Consider the following 20105-nt stretch of genomic DNA (forward strand, 5'->3'; position numbering starts at 1 on the left):
GCCCATTCTAATTTTAACCTCACTAAGGCTATAAAAATTCAATTATCTTTGCGCAGTTATTTTACGACCTACATGACTTACTTCTTTATAATAAATCAGTACTGTAAAATAACAAGGCTACTATCAAGCCTCCTTAAATTAAAATGTAATTCAAAAATATGAGAACAGAAATTTGCTCTTGTGAAGGCTTAGACCCTTTTTGTGATAAATGCTTCGGAACGGGTCATGCTCCTTTATCAACTTCAAAAAAAACTGTAACTAAACAGTCAAGCAAAGTAAAGCCGATTAAAAAAACAAAATCTTACTTGCCTGAGAAAATAGACTCTTTAACTAAAATAGAAATAGATGCACTCGCAATCAAGATTATCTCTACTTTAGACTTAAAGTCTAAAAAACAAATGCAGATTCTTAATTCTATTCCTTTTAGTACATCTACTTTTAGAAGAGATTATAAAGAAAAGTTTATTGACTTAGAAAATATCGAAACTGAAAAACAACAATTGAGAAATGACTTATTTATTATTGATCAAGAAATAGTATCAAAGAACTATAGAAGCCATTTCACATTCAGACATTTCTTATCTGATAAAGACGTTGATGTAACATCTAATCGAGAACTTAAAGGTTTAATTAGAGAATACAAAAAGCTTAAAAAATAAGCTATTTTCTAAACCAAAACAAATACATCTGTACAGTTCACCTACAGCCTCAATTCATGTTGTCGCGGATGCCGTAATCCGTGACATTGATTAGAGGGAACACGCAAGATATTACATATTTTCCCACTATGTAAAAACACATACAATAACCTCTATACTTGTGTTATCTCAACTGCCTATAATCTGTATGAGGTGACATAGCTTGGGGGACACACAAGATATTATGTTTCTACTTTAAACGCATTCAGATATTATAGGACCTCTGCTCCTATTAAAAAACCTTTAAAAGCATCTTTATACTGGTACTCTGCAAAGCACCTTACACAGATAACGCCTAATGACTTATAAAGACTATCTAAAGAAGTTAAATCTTCGTCTTTACTAATCTCATATCTATCTGCTAATTTTAATCTATCCTTTGTCTCTAGACTTAAGACATAACTAAATTCTAGTTTATCCTCTATATCGATATGCATCACTACTTTTATCTTGCACAGACTTGTAGATAGCACCTCTTCTCCTAATTGTATTTTATCTACTAAGTCTTGCCCCATACAAGATAGGATACCACTTAATCCATGTTTAGAGCAACTAATCATTCCCATATATTCTAATTTTAAACATAACACACTACCTAAACACAATAGATAGCTTCAAATCAAAAAGAGCAAAAATAAAACAAATAAAACTTTATTTTAACAAAATAAAAAACACATTGTTTACGAAATTAACAATTCAAACTCATGTATCTTTCTACTGAATTCGTGTTGCTTTCGTTCTACCTAAGTCCGTAGTGAGTCCGTTATGAGTCCGTAGTGAGTCCGTTTTTTGGGCTAAAATAACGGACTCACTATATACTCAAATAGTTTCTATCATTCACATATACCTAACATACCACTACAAATCTTCGAGCTACTCAAGAGCTGTATTCTAAATAATCACATCCTATTTAGACATCATTCTAACCTTAAGAATTTCTACATTATAAGAAATAATTCTAAATAATAAACAACACATAAAAAGCAATAAACCTAATCTCAAAAAGAAAACAAACACCTAATAAACAGTAAAATAAGTAAACAAAAAACCTATAGTATAACTAAGCTTACCTTGTAAAAAACTCGCTTATTGTAGTTTTTTAATACATAACTAATCTAAATAAAGTCATTATTCATTTTGAAAAGTAAAAAAACTCTTTACTTTTGCACTTTAATTTAGAATTAGTCTTAATTATAACACACCATTATGCTACTTACTCCACTACGAACTATTACTACTCTCGTAATCAGTTTATTTTGTGCAATTGGAGTCTATGCACAAGAGCCTGTATTCACAGGTAAGATTTTAGATCTAGAAACTAAAAAAGGATTAGATACAGCTATAATCACTGTACTAGCCTCAGGAGATACCTTTTTCACTAATGAAAAAGGAGAGTTCCAAATTCCTGAGCTCTATCACTCTTCTGTTATCATCAGCCATGAAGGCTTTGAAAATCTAGAAATGAAATTAAAAAAGGGAAGTCAAACAATCTATCTACTACCCACTACAAAACAATTAGATGAACTGATCATCCGAAAATCGACTAATATCAATGATATCGACATTCGTAATAGTACAGGTTCTGTAATCACAGTAGACATGACACAACTGAGTCAACGCTCAGAGTTGAATATAGCTAAGTTATTAGAAGGACAAGTAGCAGGTCTTACTGTTACTTACTCTGGAGAACTGGGCAAAAAACCAGAGATAAGATTACGAGGTAATTCTTCTTTTAACTATCAAGGAAATGCCAATGAACCACTGTTTATAATGGACGGAATTGTGATTTCGACAGAGACTTTTATGACTCTTAATCCTAATGACTTCTCCACTATTAAGGTATTAAAAGATGCCCCTGCTACCGCTCTATATGGTATTAAGGCTGCTAATGGAGTTATCGAATTAACCTCTAAAAGGGGATTTGATGGTAAACCGATTATTAGCTATGCTATGAAACAAGGAGTAACAATGAGAGGGGAAAGAACAGCTAATATGATGAAGACTGATGAAAAACTAGCATTCGAACGCAGAATGCAAAATCCTGCTACTCCTGGATATCTATACTCATCAGAATATATCAATAGTACATATCAGAACAGTCCTCTTCTAAGGCAGAAACTACAAGAAGGAGAACACAAATTAGACTCCTTAAGAAGAATTAATACAGATTGGTTTAAAGAATTAGTAAAGCCTAATTATTTCCAATCTCATAACCTTAGTGTAAGAGGTGGTACCGAAAAAAACTCTTATTTCTACTCGCTGAATTACAGTAAACAAGGTGGTCGTATACCTGGTAATGATATCAATCAAATAACCGCACGTGCTAATTTAGATTATATATTAGCTCCTAATCTAACCTTATCTCTTAACAATAGTTTTGGGCTTTCGACTACCAATACTGAAAATGGAATGGATAATGATCCTACTTCATTAGCCTTTATGCTTAATCCTTATGAAACAAAGCATTCGACAAAACTAACGAGTTATTCAGATCGCTCTTATGCTGACTTAATCAATCAATACAAACAAAAACAGACTAGTAAAAGATTTAGCAGTTCCATGGTAATGCAATGGGATATATTGCCCGAATTAAACATAGCAGGGGTAATAGGTGCAGACTATTCATTAAGCGAAACTTATAAAAGAATCCTTAGTACTGCCTATAGTCAAAAGCAAAAGCCTAACAATGCCAAAGGCTTTATATCTGACTCTGATAGCAAGAACTTCGATTTTACATATAATCTACGTGCTAATTACCAAAAACAATTAGGCGACCATGATATTTTCTTAGGAGTAAATATGGATTACTATACTACGAATACAAAAGTTATTGGGGGTGAAGGTCATGGAATAGATGATGAAATCAGTAGTCTATCGGGTATCAACAACTCTTTAACAGGTGATTATGCTCCTAAAAACTCAGGAAGCAAAATAAAGAATACACAACTTGGTTTTGGAGCTGCGTTGGGATATACTTATAAAGGAACTTATGATGTATATGGAAGTTTCAAAAGAGATGGTTCTTCCCTTTTACCTTCAAGTAAACGATGGAATGATGCATGGTCTACAGGAATAGGATGGTCTCCTATTCACTATGGTTTTTTCAAGAATCAAAATATACTAACTGATTTGAAATTTAAAGCCTCATTAGGATATACAGCAAGTATGACAGGAATCTCAATAAGAGATATAGAGTCTACTTTTAGCAATCCTAATACATTCTATGGAGACTATAGATTATTAGTGCTACAAGGAATACCTAATAAAGATTTAAAACCTCAACAAACTCACTCTATAAACTACTCCGTAGATTTCGGCTTCTTTGAAAGACTAAGTCTATTAGTTAACTTCTATCAAAACACAACAAAAGATGCTATACTATCTATGCCTATAGCTATGAGTAATGGGTTTAATACATTTACTAAAAATATAGGAGAACTAGAAAATAGAGGGATAGAATTTATGTTAAGTGGAGATGCTATCAGGCTAAAAGATTTTAGATGGAATACTTCTCTTTCCTTATCCTATAACGCCAATAAGGTAAAATCACTTTATGGTACAGATAGAATATATCTAACAGAAGAATCTGTAATACCAGAATACGAAGTAGGCAAACCTCTAGGTATCATCTATGGGCTGCAAACTAATGGTATACATCCATTAACAGGAGTACCAGAATACATAGATAATGATGGTCATGTAATAGATCTAAATCAGCCAAAAAATGCAAATCACTTCAGACGTATTGGCTACAGTATAGCTCCTTATAACGGCTTTTTCAACAACTACTTCACTTATAGAAATTGGGCATTAAATATAAATATCAACTATAATTTCGGTGGTAAGAAAATGTATGATCAGTCTTATGTGAGAGACTATAGCAAATCTCATTTAAATGCCATAGAGGGACAGTTACAAGATAGCTGGTTTGAAGTAGGAGATGAAGATAAGGTTTATCCTATCAAAAAACTACCAAGCAATGCAGAAGATTATTCTCAAAGCTTTGCTAATAATAGAACAATATATAAAACAGACTTTATCAAGCTAAATTACATACAACTTAGTTACAACTTAGGCAATAATAACTTTATCAATAAGTATTTTAAATCCCTACAGCTAAGTGTACAAGCAGATAATATCTACACATACCGTTTTCAGACAGATAGAGGTTCTCTAAATGATGTATTACAGCCAATATTAACTTTCTCTCTTAATGCTACTTTCTAATGATTAAAAAAATATTCTACTTATTTGTATTTAGTTCTCTATGGGGATGCAGTCTAGAAAATAAATCTGAGAACGAAATTTCTGGAAATGATATTATCAATTCACCTATCAAAGCTTATGGAGTACTATCACAGGCATATAAAGCTACACCTATACAACCTAAAGATTATACTTTATATACAGAAGATCTACAGCCATCCTATCTAATTAATTATCTAAAAGGAAGTAGCCTCACTTATAAATGGGATGAAACAACCTTATCGATTAATAGTAGTTCGATATGGAATAATCACTATGATGCCATCGTCCACCTAAACGTACTATTAGAATCAGATCACAACTTCAATAGTCAGGACCCTGTTTGGCAGTACATTAAAGGTTCTGCTTTAGTCTTAAAAGCTTATAATTACTTCGATTTATTACAACTATTCTCTGAACGTTATAACCCTACAGCTTTAGGTATTATCGCTAAAGATAAATTAATCGTAGAAGAAAAAGCTAGACTAACTCAAGAAGAGTCTCTTAAACTAATCAAAACATACTTATCTGAAGGTCTAGATTTAATACAGCAATCTGGTAAACATCAAAACTACTTTATCAAAGAGAAAGGGATCAGGATACTACAGGCAAGGGTCGCTATGTATGAGAAAGAGTATGCAAAAGCAGAAGCTATTGCACAAAAACTTGTAAATGATGGAGCTAAACTTCCAACCTCAACAGAGGATTATCGCAATATTTGGGCTTCAGATAATACTAATATCTACTGGTTATACAACAACCTAGATAATCCTAATCACTACTTATATTACGAAGATAACCAAGGGGATCTACTTTACATCAATGAAGATTATAATTTTGACTTGGACGATATTAGATATACCATATCTCAATATAAACACAGTATGAAAGCGACTGCTGAGGACAAAATAGAGCGTTCTCTTCTAGGTAAATACAAAAGGTCACAACTAGATAAAGACCCTAGAGATGTGGTGATGATACGCAGTACAGAGGCATATTTCATCTTAGCAGAGAGTCTTTTAGAACAAAATAAATTAGCACAAGCAAAAGAAGTTCTCAATACATTCTTATCTGCTATTAATCAGCCTAACATAGAAGATACGCCTAGTCAACAAGAACTACGTCATAAACTTCATTTCGAAAAACAAAAAGAGTTCATTGGAGAAAAGAACAACTTCTTTGATCTAAAACGATGGAATACACCCATAGAACGAAAAAAAGAAGATAGCAATACTATCATTATCAAGATAGAACCTAATGACTATCGCTGGACATGGCCAATACCCATGAATGAATTGAGATATAATAACAATGCTCAACAAAACAAAGGCTGGCCTTCATTCAAATAAACAAAGTAAGATGAAAACAAGTTTTAAACATATAGTAAAGTCATTCACTATACTACTCCTAACTACACTATCTTTAAGTAGCTGTAGTAAAGATGATGGGGTTACTAAAGAATACTTAGGTGAAAATAAAGTTCATCTATCTACCCAAAACACGGTGCTAAAAAACAATGGGGAAGATGAGATCTCCATAGAAGTATTACTAGTTAAAAAAACACATCAGACCATCACTTTAACTTTTGGTCTGGAAGATAATCAAGAGCAAGGCAAAGATATTTTAGAATTAAAGAATCAAACTATCACCTTTGCTCCAGGTGAGAAGAAAGCAGTAATTACACTTAAAAGTAAAACAGCTCGTACTATCACTGAAGCAAAAAGAATAAAACTAAATTTAGTAGAAAACAATACAACTATTCCTTTAGAAAAACCTCTTGTTTTTACAGTATTACCCTTGAGTGTTATAGATGAGCTAACGAAAGAACAGATTGCTTTACTAGACGGTTATAAAGAAAAAGGATTGGATTTATACCCTCTACTAGGAGAAATAAATGTCACTACAGAGGTTAAATATCCTGGAGGGGGCGTACAAGAAGTATTTAACCTACCTTATACTACTATTCTAACAGGTAAGACGATAATAACACTAAGCGAATTAGCCACAACAGATAAACCTGTTCTTAAAATGACCTCTAATGCTATGGGACTGGAGGCTTATTTCTACAAAATGTTTAGAGACTTAACTATTGATGATTTAGAGTTTTGGAATAACCCTGGACCTGATGCTCCTCCACAAAACAAAGAAGTAATGAAATCTGTAGGATTAACACGTACTTCTACAGAGTCATTTGAGGTGACACTTAACCATATCGCCATAGATATTAATACTAAAGAAGTATCTTTTATATCAACACTAAAGAACTTATATAATGATGAATATCTAGCTGTACCTTTTGAGTTTAAATATTCTGCTTGGGATAGGTTTAAAAAACTACTAGATGCAGGAGATTTAATGGCTACTGAAAACTATGAAATGGGAGGTTCTATTAACCCTGCACATCATATCAATGTAGATCAAATAATAGAAGACGATTATGACAATTATACTTGGAAAGAATCAAAAGCTAAACTGACAGATAGTAAGTTTACTTTTGAGTTTATATTCATTCATAACAATGCTGATGGATATATCCAAGTTAAAACAGAATACAAATTAAAATAATGAAACGTACTCAAATACTATATTTCTTTGCTTTAGTACTTTGCCCTCTGCTTGTAGTAGGGCAAGGTACTTTTTCTCCATTGCCTAAAGCAGAAAAAGCAATTTATGGAACATTAGACAATGGGCTAAACTATATCATCCATCCTATACCTCAACAGAAGACAGAATATCGTCTAGTCTTAAATGTAGGATCACTACAAGAACGCGATGATGAGAAAGGATTTGCTCATTTCTTAGAACACATGATCTTTAATGGTAGTGATGACTTCCCAGGTAGACAAGCTATTGATACATTACAGCGTTTAGGCTATCAGTTTGGGAGAGATATCAATGCTTATACTACTTATGAGCGCACCGTATATGATCTGTCTCTCTTAGATATCAAACAACAGGATTTAGCAATAAATATACTAGCTAACTTCTTAGGGAAGTCACATCTCCATAATGAGGGAATAGAAAAAGAACGAAGAATCGTTATCCAAGAGATTAAAGACTTTGGTACAGAGCCTTTATTTAACCGCAAAAAACTAGAAGGTACTCCTCACTTAGATAGATTGCCTATCGCTACTGAAAAAGAGATTCTAAATCTAGATCCTGTAAAGCTTAGAGCATTCTATAAACGATGGTATAATCCTGCTCTAGCTACTATAATCATCGTAGGTAAGGTGAATACTAAAGATGCTATAGAGCAAATAAACAAATACTTCAGTTCTTTTAAAGGGCAGTCGAATCTAGATAGAAAACAAAGCGAAAACACTTTTAGCCCTGTCTATACTGACCTATTAGAAAAGCAGAGCAATACGACTATAAATTCTAATAAATTAGAAATAGTACGCTTTACAGAAGCACCTTTCTTAGCTTCTAAAGAAGATTACAGACAACAGCTTATAGAACAAATCTATAAACAATGGATCAATAAGAAACTGTCTATGAGCAAGAGCACTGCTACTGCTCACAGTCTATGGTATCTACCGAATAAAAATGAAAATGCTATAGAAATACAGGCTAAGTCAGAAGAAGAATTACAGAACCGTATAAGTTTAGTAGCTAGTACATTAAACACAATGTCTGTAAAAGGTATTCACAAAAAAGAGCTTGAACATTATAAGCAACATCTACTGAACCACTCTGTTCCTTCTGAAGACGAAGATATTGCTTATATCACCAATGCTTATGTTGATCAGGTCGTAGTGAATAGCCACTACTTATCTTCGATAGAAAGACATGCTTTACTAACTGAGTTACTCCCTACTATCACCACAAAAGATATAGAAAGTAAACACAGTAACACATGGTCTACTGATCAAGAGAACCTATATCTACTTACATATAATGATAGTTTGTTCTCCATAGACTCTGCTGATGAACTAAACAAGTATTGGAATGAAGGAAGTACAAAAACATTAGTATTCAAATCTGCTAAACAAAAGAAGACGTACGAAAGACCACGTGGTTCATTCCACTGGAGAACAATGCCTCCTATACAAAAAGCAACAACTGATATAGCTGTAAAAGAACAGCTATATGCGGATATCAACCTTACAGAACTAACATTAGCGAATGGGCTACGCATAGGTATTAAACCAACAAAGGCAACAGATGATAATTATATCATGACTTTGTTCACAAGAAATGGGCTAAATCAAATACCTACATCTGAACAAAAATATTATCAAGATGCTGGATATTTTATAGACTCTTCTTGGATACACGGCTTTACTAATGACGGATATATGCAAGCGGGATCTGATAGAGAGATATCTACACTCGTGAGTATAAATAAGGATGCTAGCATTATCAATACTTCTTCGCGAAAAGGAAATAGCAAAGACCTTTTTGAATGGACGTATAGAAAGTTATATGACTATATCACACCTCAACAGGATTTTAAAGAATATATAGAGGAAAGTGTCTCTTCTATAGATACAACTACTAAGTCTTCTTCTTTATTAGATAATCCTGCTATCAAAATAGGACATCAAATAGAAGAATATAAAAAAGAAGGTAGTTTATTCTCTGAAGAGCTCACAACGATAGAAGACTGGAAGAAAGTTAATCTAGATAGTTTCTTTACTTTATACAATCAATCATTTGCTAATCTAGAAGAAGTGTATGTACTTATCGCAGGGAATTTTGATACAGATGATATCAAGAAGAAGGCGATCGCTTACTTCGGTGCTTTAAATAATACTCCAAAGCAAGTAGATAAAAACGGTGCTAATTCATCTAAGGCATTCGTAAAAGAAGAAATAACACGAGCTACACTAACGAGTAGTGATATCGAAAGACCTGATGTCACAATAGTATTCAATGGAACAATTAAACCTACTCTAAAAGAGAGCATGATGGCTCATATCGTGAGAGAGATGTTTAACAACCAGTTCTTAACACTATCGAGAGAAAAAGAAGGATTAGTATATTCTCCTTATTCCGCTCTAGACGTAGAAGTTTACCCTGAGCCTAGAACTTCTGTTAGTTTATTCTTCTCTACCTCTTTAGATGATATAGATAAATTAGAGACCTTAGCTAAAGAAGTTATTCATTCACTTCAAACACAAAGTATTTCTAAAACAGAACTAGAACAAATGAAATTGACCATTCTAAATAATAAACGCTTACATCTAACAGATACGAGTACATTCCAATGGGTAGAAAAACTTAGAGAAACTCTATTAAACTTTGGTTCTCTTGAAGACTTTAATAATTATGATGCAATACTAAATAGCATCACTCCTGAAGACATTAAAGAGATTTCAAAATCTATATTTAACACCTCTACTTACGGAGTATTTATACTCACTCCTCAGTAAAATAACAAGTGGTTATTGCTCCACTTTATTTTCTCTTTACTAATAATAATTGAATAAGGCTACCTGAATCAGGTAGCCTTATTTTTATTTCTTCTCTAAGGTAACTTGTGCTTTTAACTGTTCTAATAATTGAGTATACACATTTCTCACGCTGTCATAGTCTTTTGAATCAATCACTCCTTTAGCTTTAATAAAAATCAAACTACACAGTACTTGATTGTCTTTTACCTCAAACTTAGTTTGTACTTCTAGACCTGTCTGCTCACTTTTTAAAGTAAAGTTTTGAGGTAGAGTACTTACTTTATACCCTTCTGGAATCACTATGCCCATTAGATAATTGTCTAACTCTGGATACCCTATGTAAATAGGATTGTTTCTATATTCGTTTTTAAATGGATTAGAATACAATGGGTAGAACTGAAATGGATTAATAATATACTTATCATTAAGAAACAATACACCATTCTGCTTACTGAACGAGAATACTGCTCTTACATCCTTCTCATTATTATCACCATTATACACACGTGTACTACTTACATTCATCCCTACGTACTGACTCTCGTACCACTTCCCAAATCTCCATTCACTACCATCATACATATTTCTAAACTCTAGAGCACGATAGTTTTTATAGTTCTCTATAATCTGACCTGAAATACTTCCATTCAAATTAGGAGTGATCTGATACTTCACTTCTTTACTAGAAATGAACTGAGGCATTAGATTCACTTTAATAATAGCCCCAGTGTCGTATAGTATAGTACCTGTACCATTTAAATCATCTAATGATAAGATATTAAGAGTCGTATACTTATTCGTAGCATCTACTAAATAAATACTATTATCAGCTTCTATAGCAGTAATAATATGGTTATAATAGTTGCGTTGCCAAGCGGTTTTCACACCATTACTTCTAGTACTCAATAATACTGGATTAGCTTTTATACCAACATATCTTAGCATGGCTGTCAATAGTAAGTTCACATCAGCACTATTTCCAGTCCCTTTATAGAAAGTAGTTTTGATACCATTCTGTGTGAAAAGTCCATATTCTTGATTCCATGTTACTCGACTCTGTACTACATTTAATAGTTTTGAAATCTGAGCTTCTATACTTAGTCCCTTATATTCTTCTAGGTTAATTTCTTTTTTAAGAAACTTATCTTGTTTTAATTCTTTACCAAACCCTCTATTTTTAAGTAAGTCAGCATAAAACTCTTTCTCCGTTTGCATTACTTTTTCCGCAGAATTACCTGGGAACTGTACTTGTTGTAAATCAAAGCGCACTGTTGAAATATAGTTCGCAGGATTATCTAGATAAGGCTCTACAATAAAAGAAGGTACTAATTGTGCTTTATACGTTTTTTCTATAGCATTGATTTCAGACTTAATCATAAAGCCATTCACCCCACGAAAAGAGACTCTTCTATTATACTCTTGTTCTGTTAGTTTTATATCTCCTTTTTTTATGATGCTATATAAAAAGTACTCTGGTACTACTACTTTATAACTGGCGCTTTCTTTAGGCATATCACTCTGTATATACCACTCTGGTAACTCATCTATATAGTTTGTAGATTTAATATACGAATACTCTATAATATCTCCTGCTTTCGCATCATTATAACTCACTCCCTTCTCTCTCCAATTACCTTTATCTTCATCAATTAGATTTTGTTTTGGAGATTTCTGTTTTACCACTTGACCATCTACCAATCGATATATATTAGATACATTAATAGTCATATCCTCTCTTGCGTATCCTTTAGGTGCATAAGGAACCACGAACTTCAACTTTTCCTTAGCTACCTCATCATATAATTTGATTTTACGTGATACAGTCTCATTCACTCTAAAACCATATTCATCAGAATATTCAAAATCTACTCTAACTTCTTCTTGTAGTATGACCGCTTTATCCTTAACGAAAGAGGTATTACTTAGCTCTGCTAATTCAGCTGGCTTTACTTTTCCTAAGAAATCTTGTCCATAAGAAGGTGTCTGTAGACAACATATTAATACAAATAAAAAACAGGCTATTTTATTCATTATCTTATTTTTTGTGGTAGTAATTATAAAGTCAAAATTTACCACAATTATACAACATAGCAAGAGGACTTACACCAAAAAGATTCTTAATTAATCAGACTACTACTTTAAATACATAAAAAAAACCAAGACTACTCGTCTTGGTTTTAATTTACTTCTTTTTAAATATTATTTGGTCTTCTAACTTTTCAAACATCTTTGTGTAGAATGTTTGCACTTTAGAATAGTTCTTTGCTTCTATAAAACTTCCTCTTGTAAATTGTATAATGAAAGTAACGTTATTGTTTTCTTTCTGTATTTTATAATCTAACCCCAACTCTATTTCATCATCTTTTAAATCTAATGCTTCTGGTAAATATTCTATCTCATATCCTTGTGGTATAATTACTGAGAATTTATAGATATAAATTAAAGGATAAATAAAATTAATAGGAAGTTTTCTCTCTTTTGCAGTAAAAGGATTCGTTCTATAATTATAAAATATGCTCGGCTTGACATATAGCTCATTTCCTATTACTGTACATCCATCTTTCTTAGACATACCAAATCTTACAGATAAGGGCATTAATGAATTCTCTTTCTCTTGTACATTTATATTTCCCACCTCAACATTGTCAAAACTTTCTTCAAAAATCTTAGTTATCGCATCATCACCTTTACCTTCCATATCTTTTCGAAGCCATAATGCAGAATAATCTCTATATTGCTCTGTTCCTCTTCCTATAGTTACTCCATTTTCATTAATACTTAATGTATAATTCTCCGAAGTAACAGAATAAAAATTAGGTATCATATCGATTTCCTTAAATTTATCCTTGTCCTGTATCATTAGTCCCTTCCAATTTAGATTATTTACTCTAATCACATTTAAGCTACCGTACTTCTCTGTAGCATCTAATAGAATAACCTGTCCATCTAACATGGCTCCTACAATCACTCTGTTATAAGAAGTTTTCTGTAGTGATATACTAATACCATTCTCTATAGAACTAACTAAGATAGGATATGCTTCTATCCCTACGTAACGCAACATCGTAAGTAGAGTAAAGTTAACATCAGCATAGTTACCCGTCTTTTGTTCTAAAGCTTTCTTTAAATCTTCTGAATAATAACCATTCTTCTTATTCCATGAGATTATGTCTTTAGTTTTTGCTAATACTTTCTCTATTTTCGCTTTATTATCTAGATTCTTATACTCTTCTAAGTTGATTAATTTACTCAGTGGTTTATCCATCTTAAACTGCCCTGAAAAAGAAGAATTCTCATAGATAGACTTCACTAAATCACCTTCATTAAGCGATATATTCTTCGGTTTCTCGTTAGGAAAACGAATAATTGACAAATCGTGTTTAAGACTAGATCGATAATTGTCTATATTAGATACAAAAGGTTCCTCTTTTAATGAACTTACGTTGCTTGTACTATAAATACCTGTAGATTCTGTATACTCAAAATATGGTGCTTGTGGTCCTCTATCATTAGAAAGATAAAGTCTCTTCTTCTCCGATGTTTTCTTTGAATCGATTTTAGCTTCACCCATTATTCTAGAAGTATAAATAAAATATTCAGGTATCTTAATCTCATATACAGTACTATGAATAGGGATACTTCTCTGAAAATCCCATGAGGGAATGTAACTAAAATAGTCACTAGTCACAGTATAACTATACTCTACTATAGAGCCTTCACGTACGTCTGGTACAACGACTTTCTTTGTTTTCCAATTCTCGTCTTGTTTTTCGTCAAAGATAGCGCTTGACTTTATCTTAGTTCGTTGTACTTTTCCATCAACCAAGTTATAAGTATATACATCGTTTATACGCACAGACTCAAGCACTTTATTCCCAATATAATAAGAAACTTGAAAATCTGCCAAAGACAGTCCTTCTTTCTTATATATCTTAAGTTTACGACTTACTTCTCTAACCAACTTAAATCCAACATTAGGAATATAATCAAAATATACACGTCCATACTCATTAAGAACAGCAGCTTCAGCCTCTGGATCAATTTTATCTACTGTCTCTTGTAATTCTTCAACAGTGACTTTTCCTAAAAAGTTCTGCGCCTGTGTAGTATATGTACACACACAAATTAAACAACTGATGGTAAACTGTAATACTTTTCTCATAACCCTTATTGGTTTAATTTCAACACTATTTTTGCTTGGTCATTTTTTTGAATCTCTTCTTTATACTTGCGATATAAATCATAATCTTCTACAGTAAATAATCCTTCATTTGCACTGCTTAAACGAGTGTAATATATCTTCTGGTCTCGCACCTGATAAGTCACTTTATAGTCACCATACTTAGTATTTAGATTGACATTTTCGGGAAGATTGTCCACTACATATCCTTCAGGAATCTCTAGTTCTACTACATCCTCATCCTTCCAAGAAGAACTGATATACAATGGTTGTTTTCTATTCTTACTATTACTTAAATTACTATTACTTACATTCCATCCGTTAATAGAAAACACTAATCTATTTCCTAATTTAGTTGCATACTTAGCACCTGTAAAGGAGAACTTCTCATCAAACGATGTTGTATTATTATCAATACTTAGATTAATCTCCTTAAACTCATTAATATTAAAAGAAGAGAATCTTTGCTTATAATACTTTTCCCTATCTCTGGAATTGGCATAATACATCTCTACTCTATTATCAAACTGCCCTCCTTTAGATGTAATATCTAAAGCAACTTCTATATCTCCATTAACTTTAAGAGAATAAATTCCTTTACTGATCTGTGTGCTTTCGTCTCTAGTATACGCCTTAGTTTTCACGATTTCACTATCGTTCTCCTTCACTACTAATACCTGACGATCATCTGTGAAGCCAGCTATATACCCAAAAGGCAGTTGATTATTAGTACACTCCACCCATTGATAACCGCCTTGCTTAAGAGGAATAGCTATAATCATATGATTGCCTTGAAGGCAAACTGACTCTTCTCTTATATCTATTGAACTAGATGAACCATAGACCACCACTGGATAACTCTCTATTCCTACTACTTTTAATAAGGCACGATAATAGTTACTAAGCCCTTTACAGTCTCCATAATTTAATCTCTTAACATCATTAGCTAACATAGGTTTCCAACCTCCTACTCCTAACTGTACACTGATATAACGTGTATGGCTCTGCATATATTCATAAAGTACCTTAGCTTTAGCCATATCATCTGTGAAATTTGCTGTCAGTTCATTTACCTTCTTAATTGTCTCCGGAGTTAAAGCTTCTGTTCCTTTAATAAAATTGTGATAATACCAATTACCCAATTGTTCCCAATTAGTAAACTCTCCTTTTATTCCCTCTAGTGAGACCTGTCCTAAAGTAACAACTACACTTGGCAAAAGCTTATTAGAACTTGGCATATTACTCTCACTTGTCACTGCCTTAAAATCTTTGAGAGTATAGGTAACTTTATTTCCTTGATCAACTTTAGTAATCTTCGTAAAGTCAGGATTGTATAGCAAGGGAGTACTGACAATACCACTACTGTTCTCTATAGAAAAAGTAGAAAGTAAAATCGACTCAGAAAAATATTGTATAGGTTGCCACTTTGGCAAAAAAGCAGTGTTACGAGATTCTATTTCACTCTCATATATAAATATTACAGGATACTGAACTGGTCTAAACTCAAAAGTAAGAACCCTTATATCAGTAATAGCCATTCCTTGACTAAGTGAATAGTCTTTAAAATCTTTTTGTTTGAATACTTTAACTATTTTACCTTGAGCATCTAGTTGAGTAACTTGAATCTGTTTTATCTTATTACTTCTTCCATAAATCTCACTAAAATCAAGGCTACTAAGACCTTTCTCAGAGAAAACAGTTACGACCTTCCTTGTCTTGATTGTATATTTATCAATAGAAAAAATTTGTAAGTCTACAATATTCTCATTTATGACTGTATATGCATTATCTATAAAATCTTGCTCTATCTTAGATACATTGTAGTTATCTTGTGATAAAGCAGAAAAGTATATGAATAAAAATAGCAATAGATACTTAGTTTTCATTCTCTTTTAGTTATTAAATTATACCACGCAATATACGTTAAAAAAAACTTAATAAAATACAAAATAAAAACAAAAAACCAAGACTATTCGTCTTGGTTCTTTCCATCTTTATATATATCTGTTCGATAATGTTCTTCTTCTCCGTCTAGAATCTGAATATAAGTCTTATACCTAGACCAAGCTAATTCATCTCTATCCAATGCGTCCTTTACAGCACAGTATGGCTCCTCTCTATGCAAGCAATTATTAAACTTACACTGATCCTTTAAAGCAAAAAACTCAGGAAAATAGTCACCTACTTCTTGTGGTTCCATATCTACCACACCAAATCCTCTAACACCTGGAGTATCAATAATCTTAGCATCAAATGATAAGTCAAACATCTCTGCGAATGTCGTAGTATGCTGTCCTTGTTGATGTTGTTCTGAGATTTGAGCCGTCTTTAAGTGTAATCCTGGTTCTATAGCATTGATTAAAGTAGACTTCCCTACTCCAGAATGCCCTGTAAATGTAGATACCTTACCTACCATTCTTTCTTTAATAGCATCTATTCCTTTACCTGTGACAGCAGATACTCTTAAACATTCATAACCAATCTGAGAATAAATATACTGCATGTACAACTGCTCATCTAGAGCATCTTCAGAATAAGTATCTATTTTATTAAATACTAATACTGTCTTAATTCCATAAGCCTCAGCAGTCACCAAGAATCTGTCAATAAAACTTGTAGTCGTAACAGGATTATTTATGGTTACAATTAAGAATAGAGTATCAATGTTAGAAGCAAGAATATGTACTTGCTTAGATAAGTTTACAGACTTACGAACGACATAATTCTTACGAGGTTTTATATCATTAATAACCCCCGTAGTAACATCGTTTGTAGTTTCTAGTTCAAAGCGAACATGGTCACCTACAGCAATTGGATTAGTACTTTTAATACCTTTAATCCTAAACTTACCTTTAATTCGACAGTCATAAAATACGCCGTCTTCACCTTTCACTGAGTACCAACTACCTGTTGATTTGTAAACTATACCATTCATATGGCAAATATACTTCAAAAAATATGTTCCTTAAACAGGATTAAAGACAATTCTTAGTTAACCTGATTCATTACTATACAATACTTTAAACAAAGAAAGGGCCTTTACATCTGTAAAAGCCCTTCTATAATTCACATTACCAACTACTATTTGTTGATAATTTTATCTTGTCTATGAATACTCTCTTGGTGAATAGCAGTATATATAGCAGTGATAAACTCTTCTGTAAATCCGATATGTTTACCTTCTTCTTGCATCTTTTCAAGAATTTTCAACCAACGATCTTGTTGGAATACAGCTACGTTTTTCTCTTTCTTCAATGTTCCGATTGCATCAGAGATAGCCATACGTTTTCTCAATAGATCAAGTAACTTACTATCCATATCATCGATTTGGATACGATGAGCTTGTATTTGTTGTAAGAACTCTTCAGTTTCATCCGTTACGTTTCTCACTTGTAATTTAGAAATAATATCTCCTAGTTGATCAGGTGTTACTTGTTGAGCAGCATCACTCCATGCATTATCAGGATCACAGTGTGTCTCTATCATTAATCCTTCATAGTTAAGATCTAATGCTTGCTGAGATACACCTAATATTTTATCTCTATTACCTGTAATATGTGATGGATCACAGAAAATAGGAATATTAGGTAAATGTAATTTTAGATCAATTGGGATTTGCCACTCAGGGATATTGCGATACTTCGTTTTCTCATAAGTACTAAACCCTCTGTGAATAACTCCTAATTTAGTAATACCTGCTTCTGCAAGTCTCTCTACTCCACCCATCCATAAAGATAAGTCCGGATTCACTGGATTCTTTAACAAAACAACTTTGTCAGTACCTCTAAGTACATCTGCAATTTCTTGAACAGCAAAAGGATTTACGGCAGTACGTGCCCCAATCCATAAGATGTCAATATCGTGCTCTAAGCACAATTGTACGTGTTCTGCGGTTGCAACCTCAGTAGCTAATAACATTCCTGTCTCAGCTTTAACTTGTTGTAACCATTTCAATCCAATGGCACCTACTCCTTCAAATCCACCTGGACGAGTACGAGGTTTCCAAATCCCAGCGCGATAGACTTTAACCTCTTTTGGCAGTGACTTAGCGATTCTCATGACTTGCTCTGGCGTTTCCGCACTACAAGGACCTGCAATTATTGCAGGATTTTGTCCTTGGAATAAAGACAACCAATCCTTGTTAATGTTTAGTTTTTCCATTGGTTAATTATTAATTTGTATTTACATATAATGACGTTTTTACAACTTTGGTTTTGTACTTACCAAAACTGTCAAAAAAAGACTCTAATATATTATTTTAAATTATAAAGTTGGCCTTTTATTCGATATTTATTTGATAAATAATTACTTTTAACCACTTAAGAACAAAATAATATAAAAAATGACCTTATTAACTTTCACGCTGATCATGTTCTTAGGAGCATTTGCAGCAGGCTTCATAGGCTCTTTATCAGGACTAGGAGGCGGTATAATAATCATTCCTTTGTTATCTGTATTCTTAGGTGTTGATATGCATTATGCTATTGGAACTGCCTTAGTTGCTGTAATAGCGACTTCTTCAGGATCAGCTTCAGCCTATGTCAAAGAAGGAATTACCAATATGAGATTAGGAATGTTTCTAGAAATAGCAACTACTGCAGGTGCAGTTATAGGAGCTATCATCTCTACCAATGCAAATACTTCTGTTCTGGCAGTTATTTTTGGATTAACTCTTACTTTTTCCTCTATCAATTCTCTTCGAAAAAAAGAAGACCATTTAGTCACTCCAGAGAACTCTAGCAAACTTGCCCATAACTTAAAACTAGTAAGTTCATACCCTACCCCTAGTGGTACGACTGTAAAATATGGTATGAAGAATATTATTGGAGGGTTTAGCATGATGGGGATTGCAGGAATGATGTCTGGACTATTAGGAATTGGCTCAGGTGCCTTTAAAGTAATTGCTATGGACTCTATTATGAAGATTCCCTTTAAAGTATCTACTACGACAAGTAACTTTATGATGGGAGTAACAGCTATTGCTAGCTCTGTTATCTATATTCAAAAAGGATATATAGAACCCTCTATCTGCATGCCTGTAATAATAGGTGTATTAGTTGGGGCAATGGTAGGAGCCAAAGTACTTCTAAAAGCCAACCCTAAAAAACTAAAAGTATTCTTTGCTTTTCTAATCTTAGCTTTAGCGATTAATATGATTTATAACGGAGTAACAGGTAATATATAAGATTATGGGAACAACTAAATTTTCAGACACAGACTTACAATCTATAATTGGTAATGTACTGCGATATGGAGTATGGACTGCCCTATCTGTTGCTGGTATAGGAGGCATTATTCTTTTTTCTAATAAAGGAAGTGAACAAGTAAACTTCACTAATTTTATAGAAAAAGATGATAATATAATCAACGTGATAAACAATATTTTTTCAGGAGTAGCCCAGGTAGATGGAGAGTCTATTATCTTCTTGGGGATATTACTTTTATTTTTAACACCTGTGCTTAGAATATTTCTATCACTTTTATCGTTTTTCTTAGAGAAAGATTGGCTATATGTATTTATCACATTGATTGTAATAGGTATTATTGTATTCAGTGTTTCTTTCGGATTTTCACATTAAATATATA

At 32.8% G+C, this 20105-nt stretch carries 13 protein-coding genes; 7 read left to right on the forward strand and 6 right to left on the reverse strand.

Annotation, left to right across the window (positions count from 1 at the left end; genetic code table 11):
• Positions 1-158: 158 nt before the first annotated feature.
• Entirely contained in the window at positions 159-659 is a 501-nt protein-coding gene (locus tag RT228_RS08575) for a hypothetical protein (RefSeq protein WP_006257223.1), read from the forward strand.
• A gap of 251 nt (positions 660-910) precedes the next feature.
• Here the strand turns inward: RT228_RS08575 and RT228_RS08580 are convergent, their stop codons facing one another.
• Positions 911-1264 (reverse strand): hypothetical protein, encoded by a 354-nt coding sequence (locus RT228_RS08580; protein ID WP_006257224.1) that lies wholly within the window; start codon positions 1262-1264, stop codon positions 911-913.
• Positions 1265-1904: 640 nt separating this feature from the next.
• On the opposite strand from RT228_RS08580, the gene RT228_RS08585 reads away from it, so the two are divergent.
• From RT228_RS08585 to RT228_RS08600, 4 genes are read left to right on the forward strand one after another with little or no spacing between them, the layout of a single operon-like run.
• On the forward strand, positions 1905-4925 hold the full coding sequence (locus RT228_RS08585) for a SusC/RagA family TonB-linked outer membrane protein (RefSeq protein WP_286401742.1): 3021 nt from the start codon (positions 1905-1907) through the stop codon (positions 4923-4925).
• Positions 4925-6292 (forward strand): RagB/SusD family nutrient uptake outer membrane protein, encoded by a 1368-nt coding sequence (locus RT228_RS08590; protein ID WP_006257226.1) that lies wholly within the window; start codon positions 4925-4927, stop codon positions 6290-6292. Before RT228_RS08585 ends, RT228_RS08590 begins: the two co-directional genes overlap by 1 nt.
• A 10-nt stretch (positions 6293-6302) precedes the next feature.
• On the forward strand, positions 6303-7508 hold the full coding sequence (locus RT228_RS08595; protein WP_006257227.1) for a DUF4929 family protein: 1206 nt from the start codon (positions 6303-6305) through the stop codon (positions 7506-7508).
• The gene (locus tag RT228_RS08600; RefSeq protein ID WP_286401739.1) at positions 7508-10318 is read left to right on the forward strand and encodes a M16 family metallopeptidase; all 2811 of its coding nucleotides are present in this window, start codon (positions 7508-7510) and stop codon (positions 10316-10318) included. The genes RT228_RS08595 and RT228_RS08600 overlap by 1 nt, the downstream gene beginning before the upstream one ends.
• Positions 10319-10402: 84 nt before the next feature.
• Here the strand turns inward: RT228_RS08600 and RT228_RS08605 are convergent, their stop codons facing one another.
• The 5 genes from RT228_RS08605 to RT228_RS08625 form a co-directional block, all read right to left on the reverse strand.
• Positions 10403-12370 carry a hypothetical protein gene (locus RT228_RS08605; RefSeq protein WP_006257229.1) on the reverse strand — a complete coding sequence of 656 codons (1968 nt, stop codon included), beginning with the start codon at positions 12368-12370 and terminating at the stop codon, positions 10403-10405.
• Positions 12371-12521: 151 nt separating this feature from the next.
• The gene (locus RT228_RS08610; RefSeq protein ID WP_006257230.1) at positions 12522-14501 is read right to left on the reverse strand and encodes a DUF3857 domain-containing protein; all 1980 of its coding nucleotides are present in this window, start codon (positions 14499-14501) and stop codon (positions 12522-12524) included.
• Between the two features lie 5 nt (positions 14502-14506).
• Positions 14507-16405: a DUF3858 domain-containing protein gene (locus RT228_RS08615; protein ID WP_006257231.1), complete on the reverse strand. Its 1899-nt coding sequence runs from the start codon at positions 16403-16405 to the stop codon at positions 14507-14509.
• A gap of 83 nt (positions 16406-16488) precedes the next feature.
• Entirely contained in the window at positions 16489-17454 is a 966-nt protein-coding gene (rsgA, locus tag RT228_RS08620) for a ribosome small subunit-dependent GTPase A (protein WP_006257232.1), read from the reverse strand.
• A gap of 146 nt (positions 17455-17600) precedes the next feature.
• Complete coding sequence (locus tag RT228_RS08625) at positions 17601-18680, reverse strand: chorismate mutase (protein WP_006257233.1); 1080 nt, start codon at positions 18678-18680, stop codon at positions 17601-17603.
• 181 nt (positions 18681-18861) lie between these two features.
• Between RT228_RS08625 and RT228_RS08630 the strand changes: the two genes are divergently transcribed.
• Together RT228_RS08630 and RT228_RS08635 are read left to right on the forward strand one after the other, a co-directional pair.
• Entirely contained in the window at positions 18862-19704 is an 843-nt protein-coding gene (locus RT228_RS08630; RefSeq protein ID WP_006257234.1) for a sulfite exporter TauE/SafE family protein, read from the forward strand.
• Positions 19705-19708: 4 nt separating this feature from the next.
• Positions 19709-20098 carry a DUF1634 domain-containing protein gene (locus tag RT228_RS08635; protein ID WP_006257235.1) on the forward strand — a complete coding sequence of 130 codons (390 nt, stop codon included), beginning with the start codon at positions 19709-19711 and terminating at the stop codon, positions 20096-20098.
• Positions 20099-20105: the final 7 nt, after the last annotated feature.

The sequence above is a fragment of the Myroides sp. genome (assembly GCF_032073645.1).
Lineage (GTDB): Bacteria > Bacteroidota > Bacteroidia > Flavobacteriales > Flavobacteriaceae > Flavobacterium > Flavobacterium odoratimimum.

Coding starts and splice junctions, on each gene's coding strand:
- RT228_RS08575 (WP_006257223.1), top strand. CDS start 159: ATGAGAACAGAAATTTGCTCTTGTGAAGGCTTAGACCCTTTTTGTGAT.
- RT228_RS08580 (WP_006257224.1), bottom strand. CDS start 1,264: ATGGGAATGATTAGTTGCTCTAAACATGGATTAAGTGGTATCCTATCT.
- RT228_RS08585 (WP_286401742.1), top strand. CDS start 1,905: ATGCTACTTACTCCACTACGAACTATTACTACTCTCGTAATCAGTTTA.
- RT228_RS08590 (WP_006257226.1), top strand. CDS start 4,925: ATGATTAAAAAAATATTCTACTTATTTGTATTTAGTTCTCTATGGGGA.
- RT228_RS08595 (WP_006257227.1), top strand. CDS start 6,303: ATGAAAACAAGTTTTAAACATATAGTAAAGTCATTCACTATACTACTC.
- RT228_RS08600 (WP_286401739.1), top strand. CDS start 7,508: ATGAAACGTACTCAAATACTATATTTCTTTGCTTTAGTACTTTGCCCT.
- RT228_RS08605 (WP_006257229.1), bottom strand. CDS start 12,370: ATGAATAAAATAGCCTGTTTTTTATTTGTATTAATATGTTGTCTACAG.
- RT228_RS08610 (WP_006257230.1), bottom strand. CDS start 14,501: ATGAGAAAAGTATTACAGTTTACCATCAGTTGTTTAATTTGTGTGTGT.
- RT228_RS08615 (WP_006257231.1), bottom strand. CDS start 16,405: ATGAAAACTAAGTATCTATTGCTATTTTTATTCATATACTTTTCTGCT.
- rsgA (WP_006257232.1), bottom strand. CDS start 17,454: ATGAATGGTATAGTTTACAAATCAACAGGTAGTTGGTACTCAGTGAAA.
- RT228_RS08625 (WP_006257233.1), bottom strand. CDS start 18,680: ATGGAAAAACTAAACATTAACAAGGATTGGTTGTCTTTATTCCAAGGA.
- RT228_RS08630 (WP_006257234.1), top strand. CDS start 18,862: ATGACCTTATTAACTTTCACGCTGATCATGTTCTTAGGAGCATTTGCA.
- RT228_RS08635 (WP_006257235.1), top strand. CDS start 19,709: ATGGGAACAACTAAATTTTCAGACACAGACTTACAATCTATAATTGGT.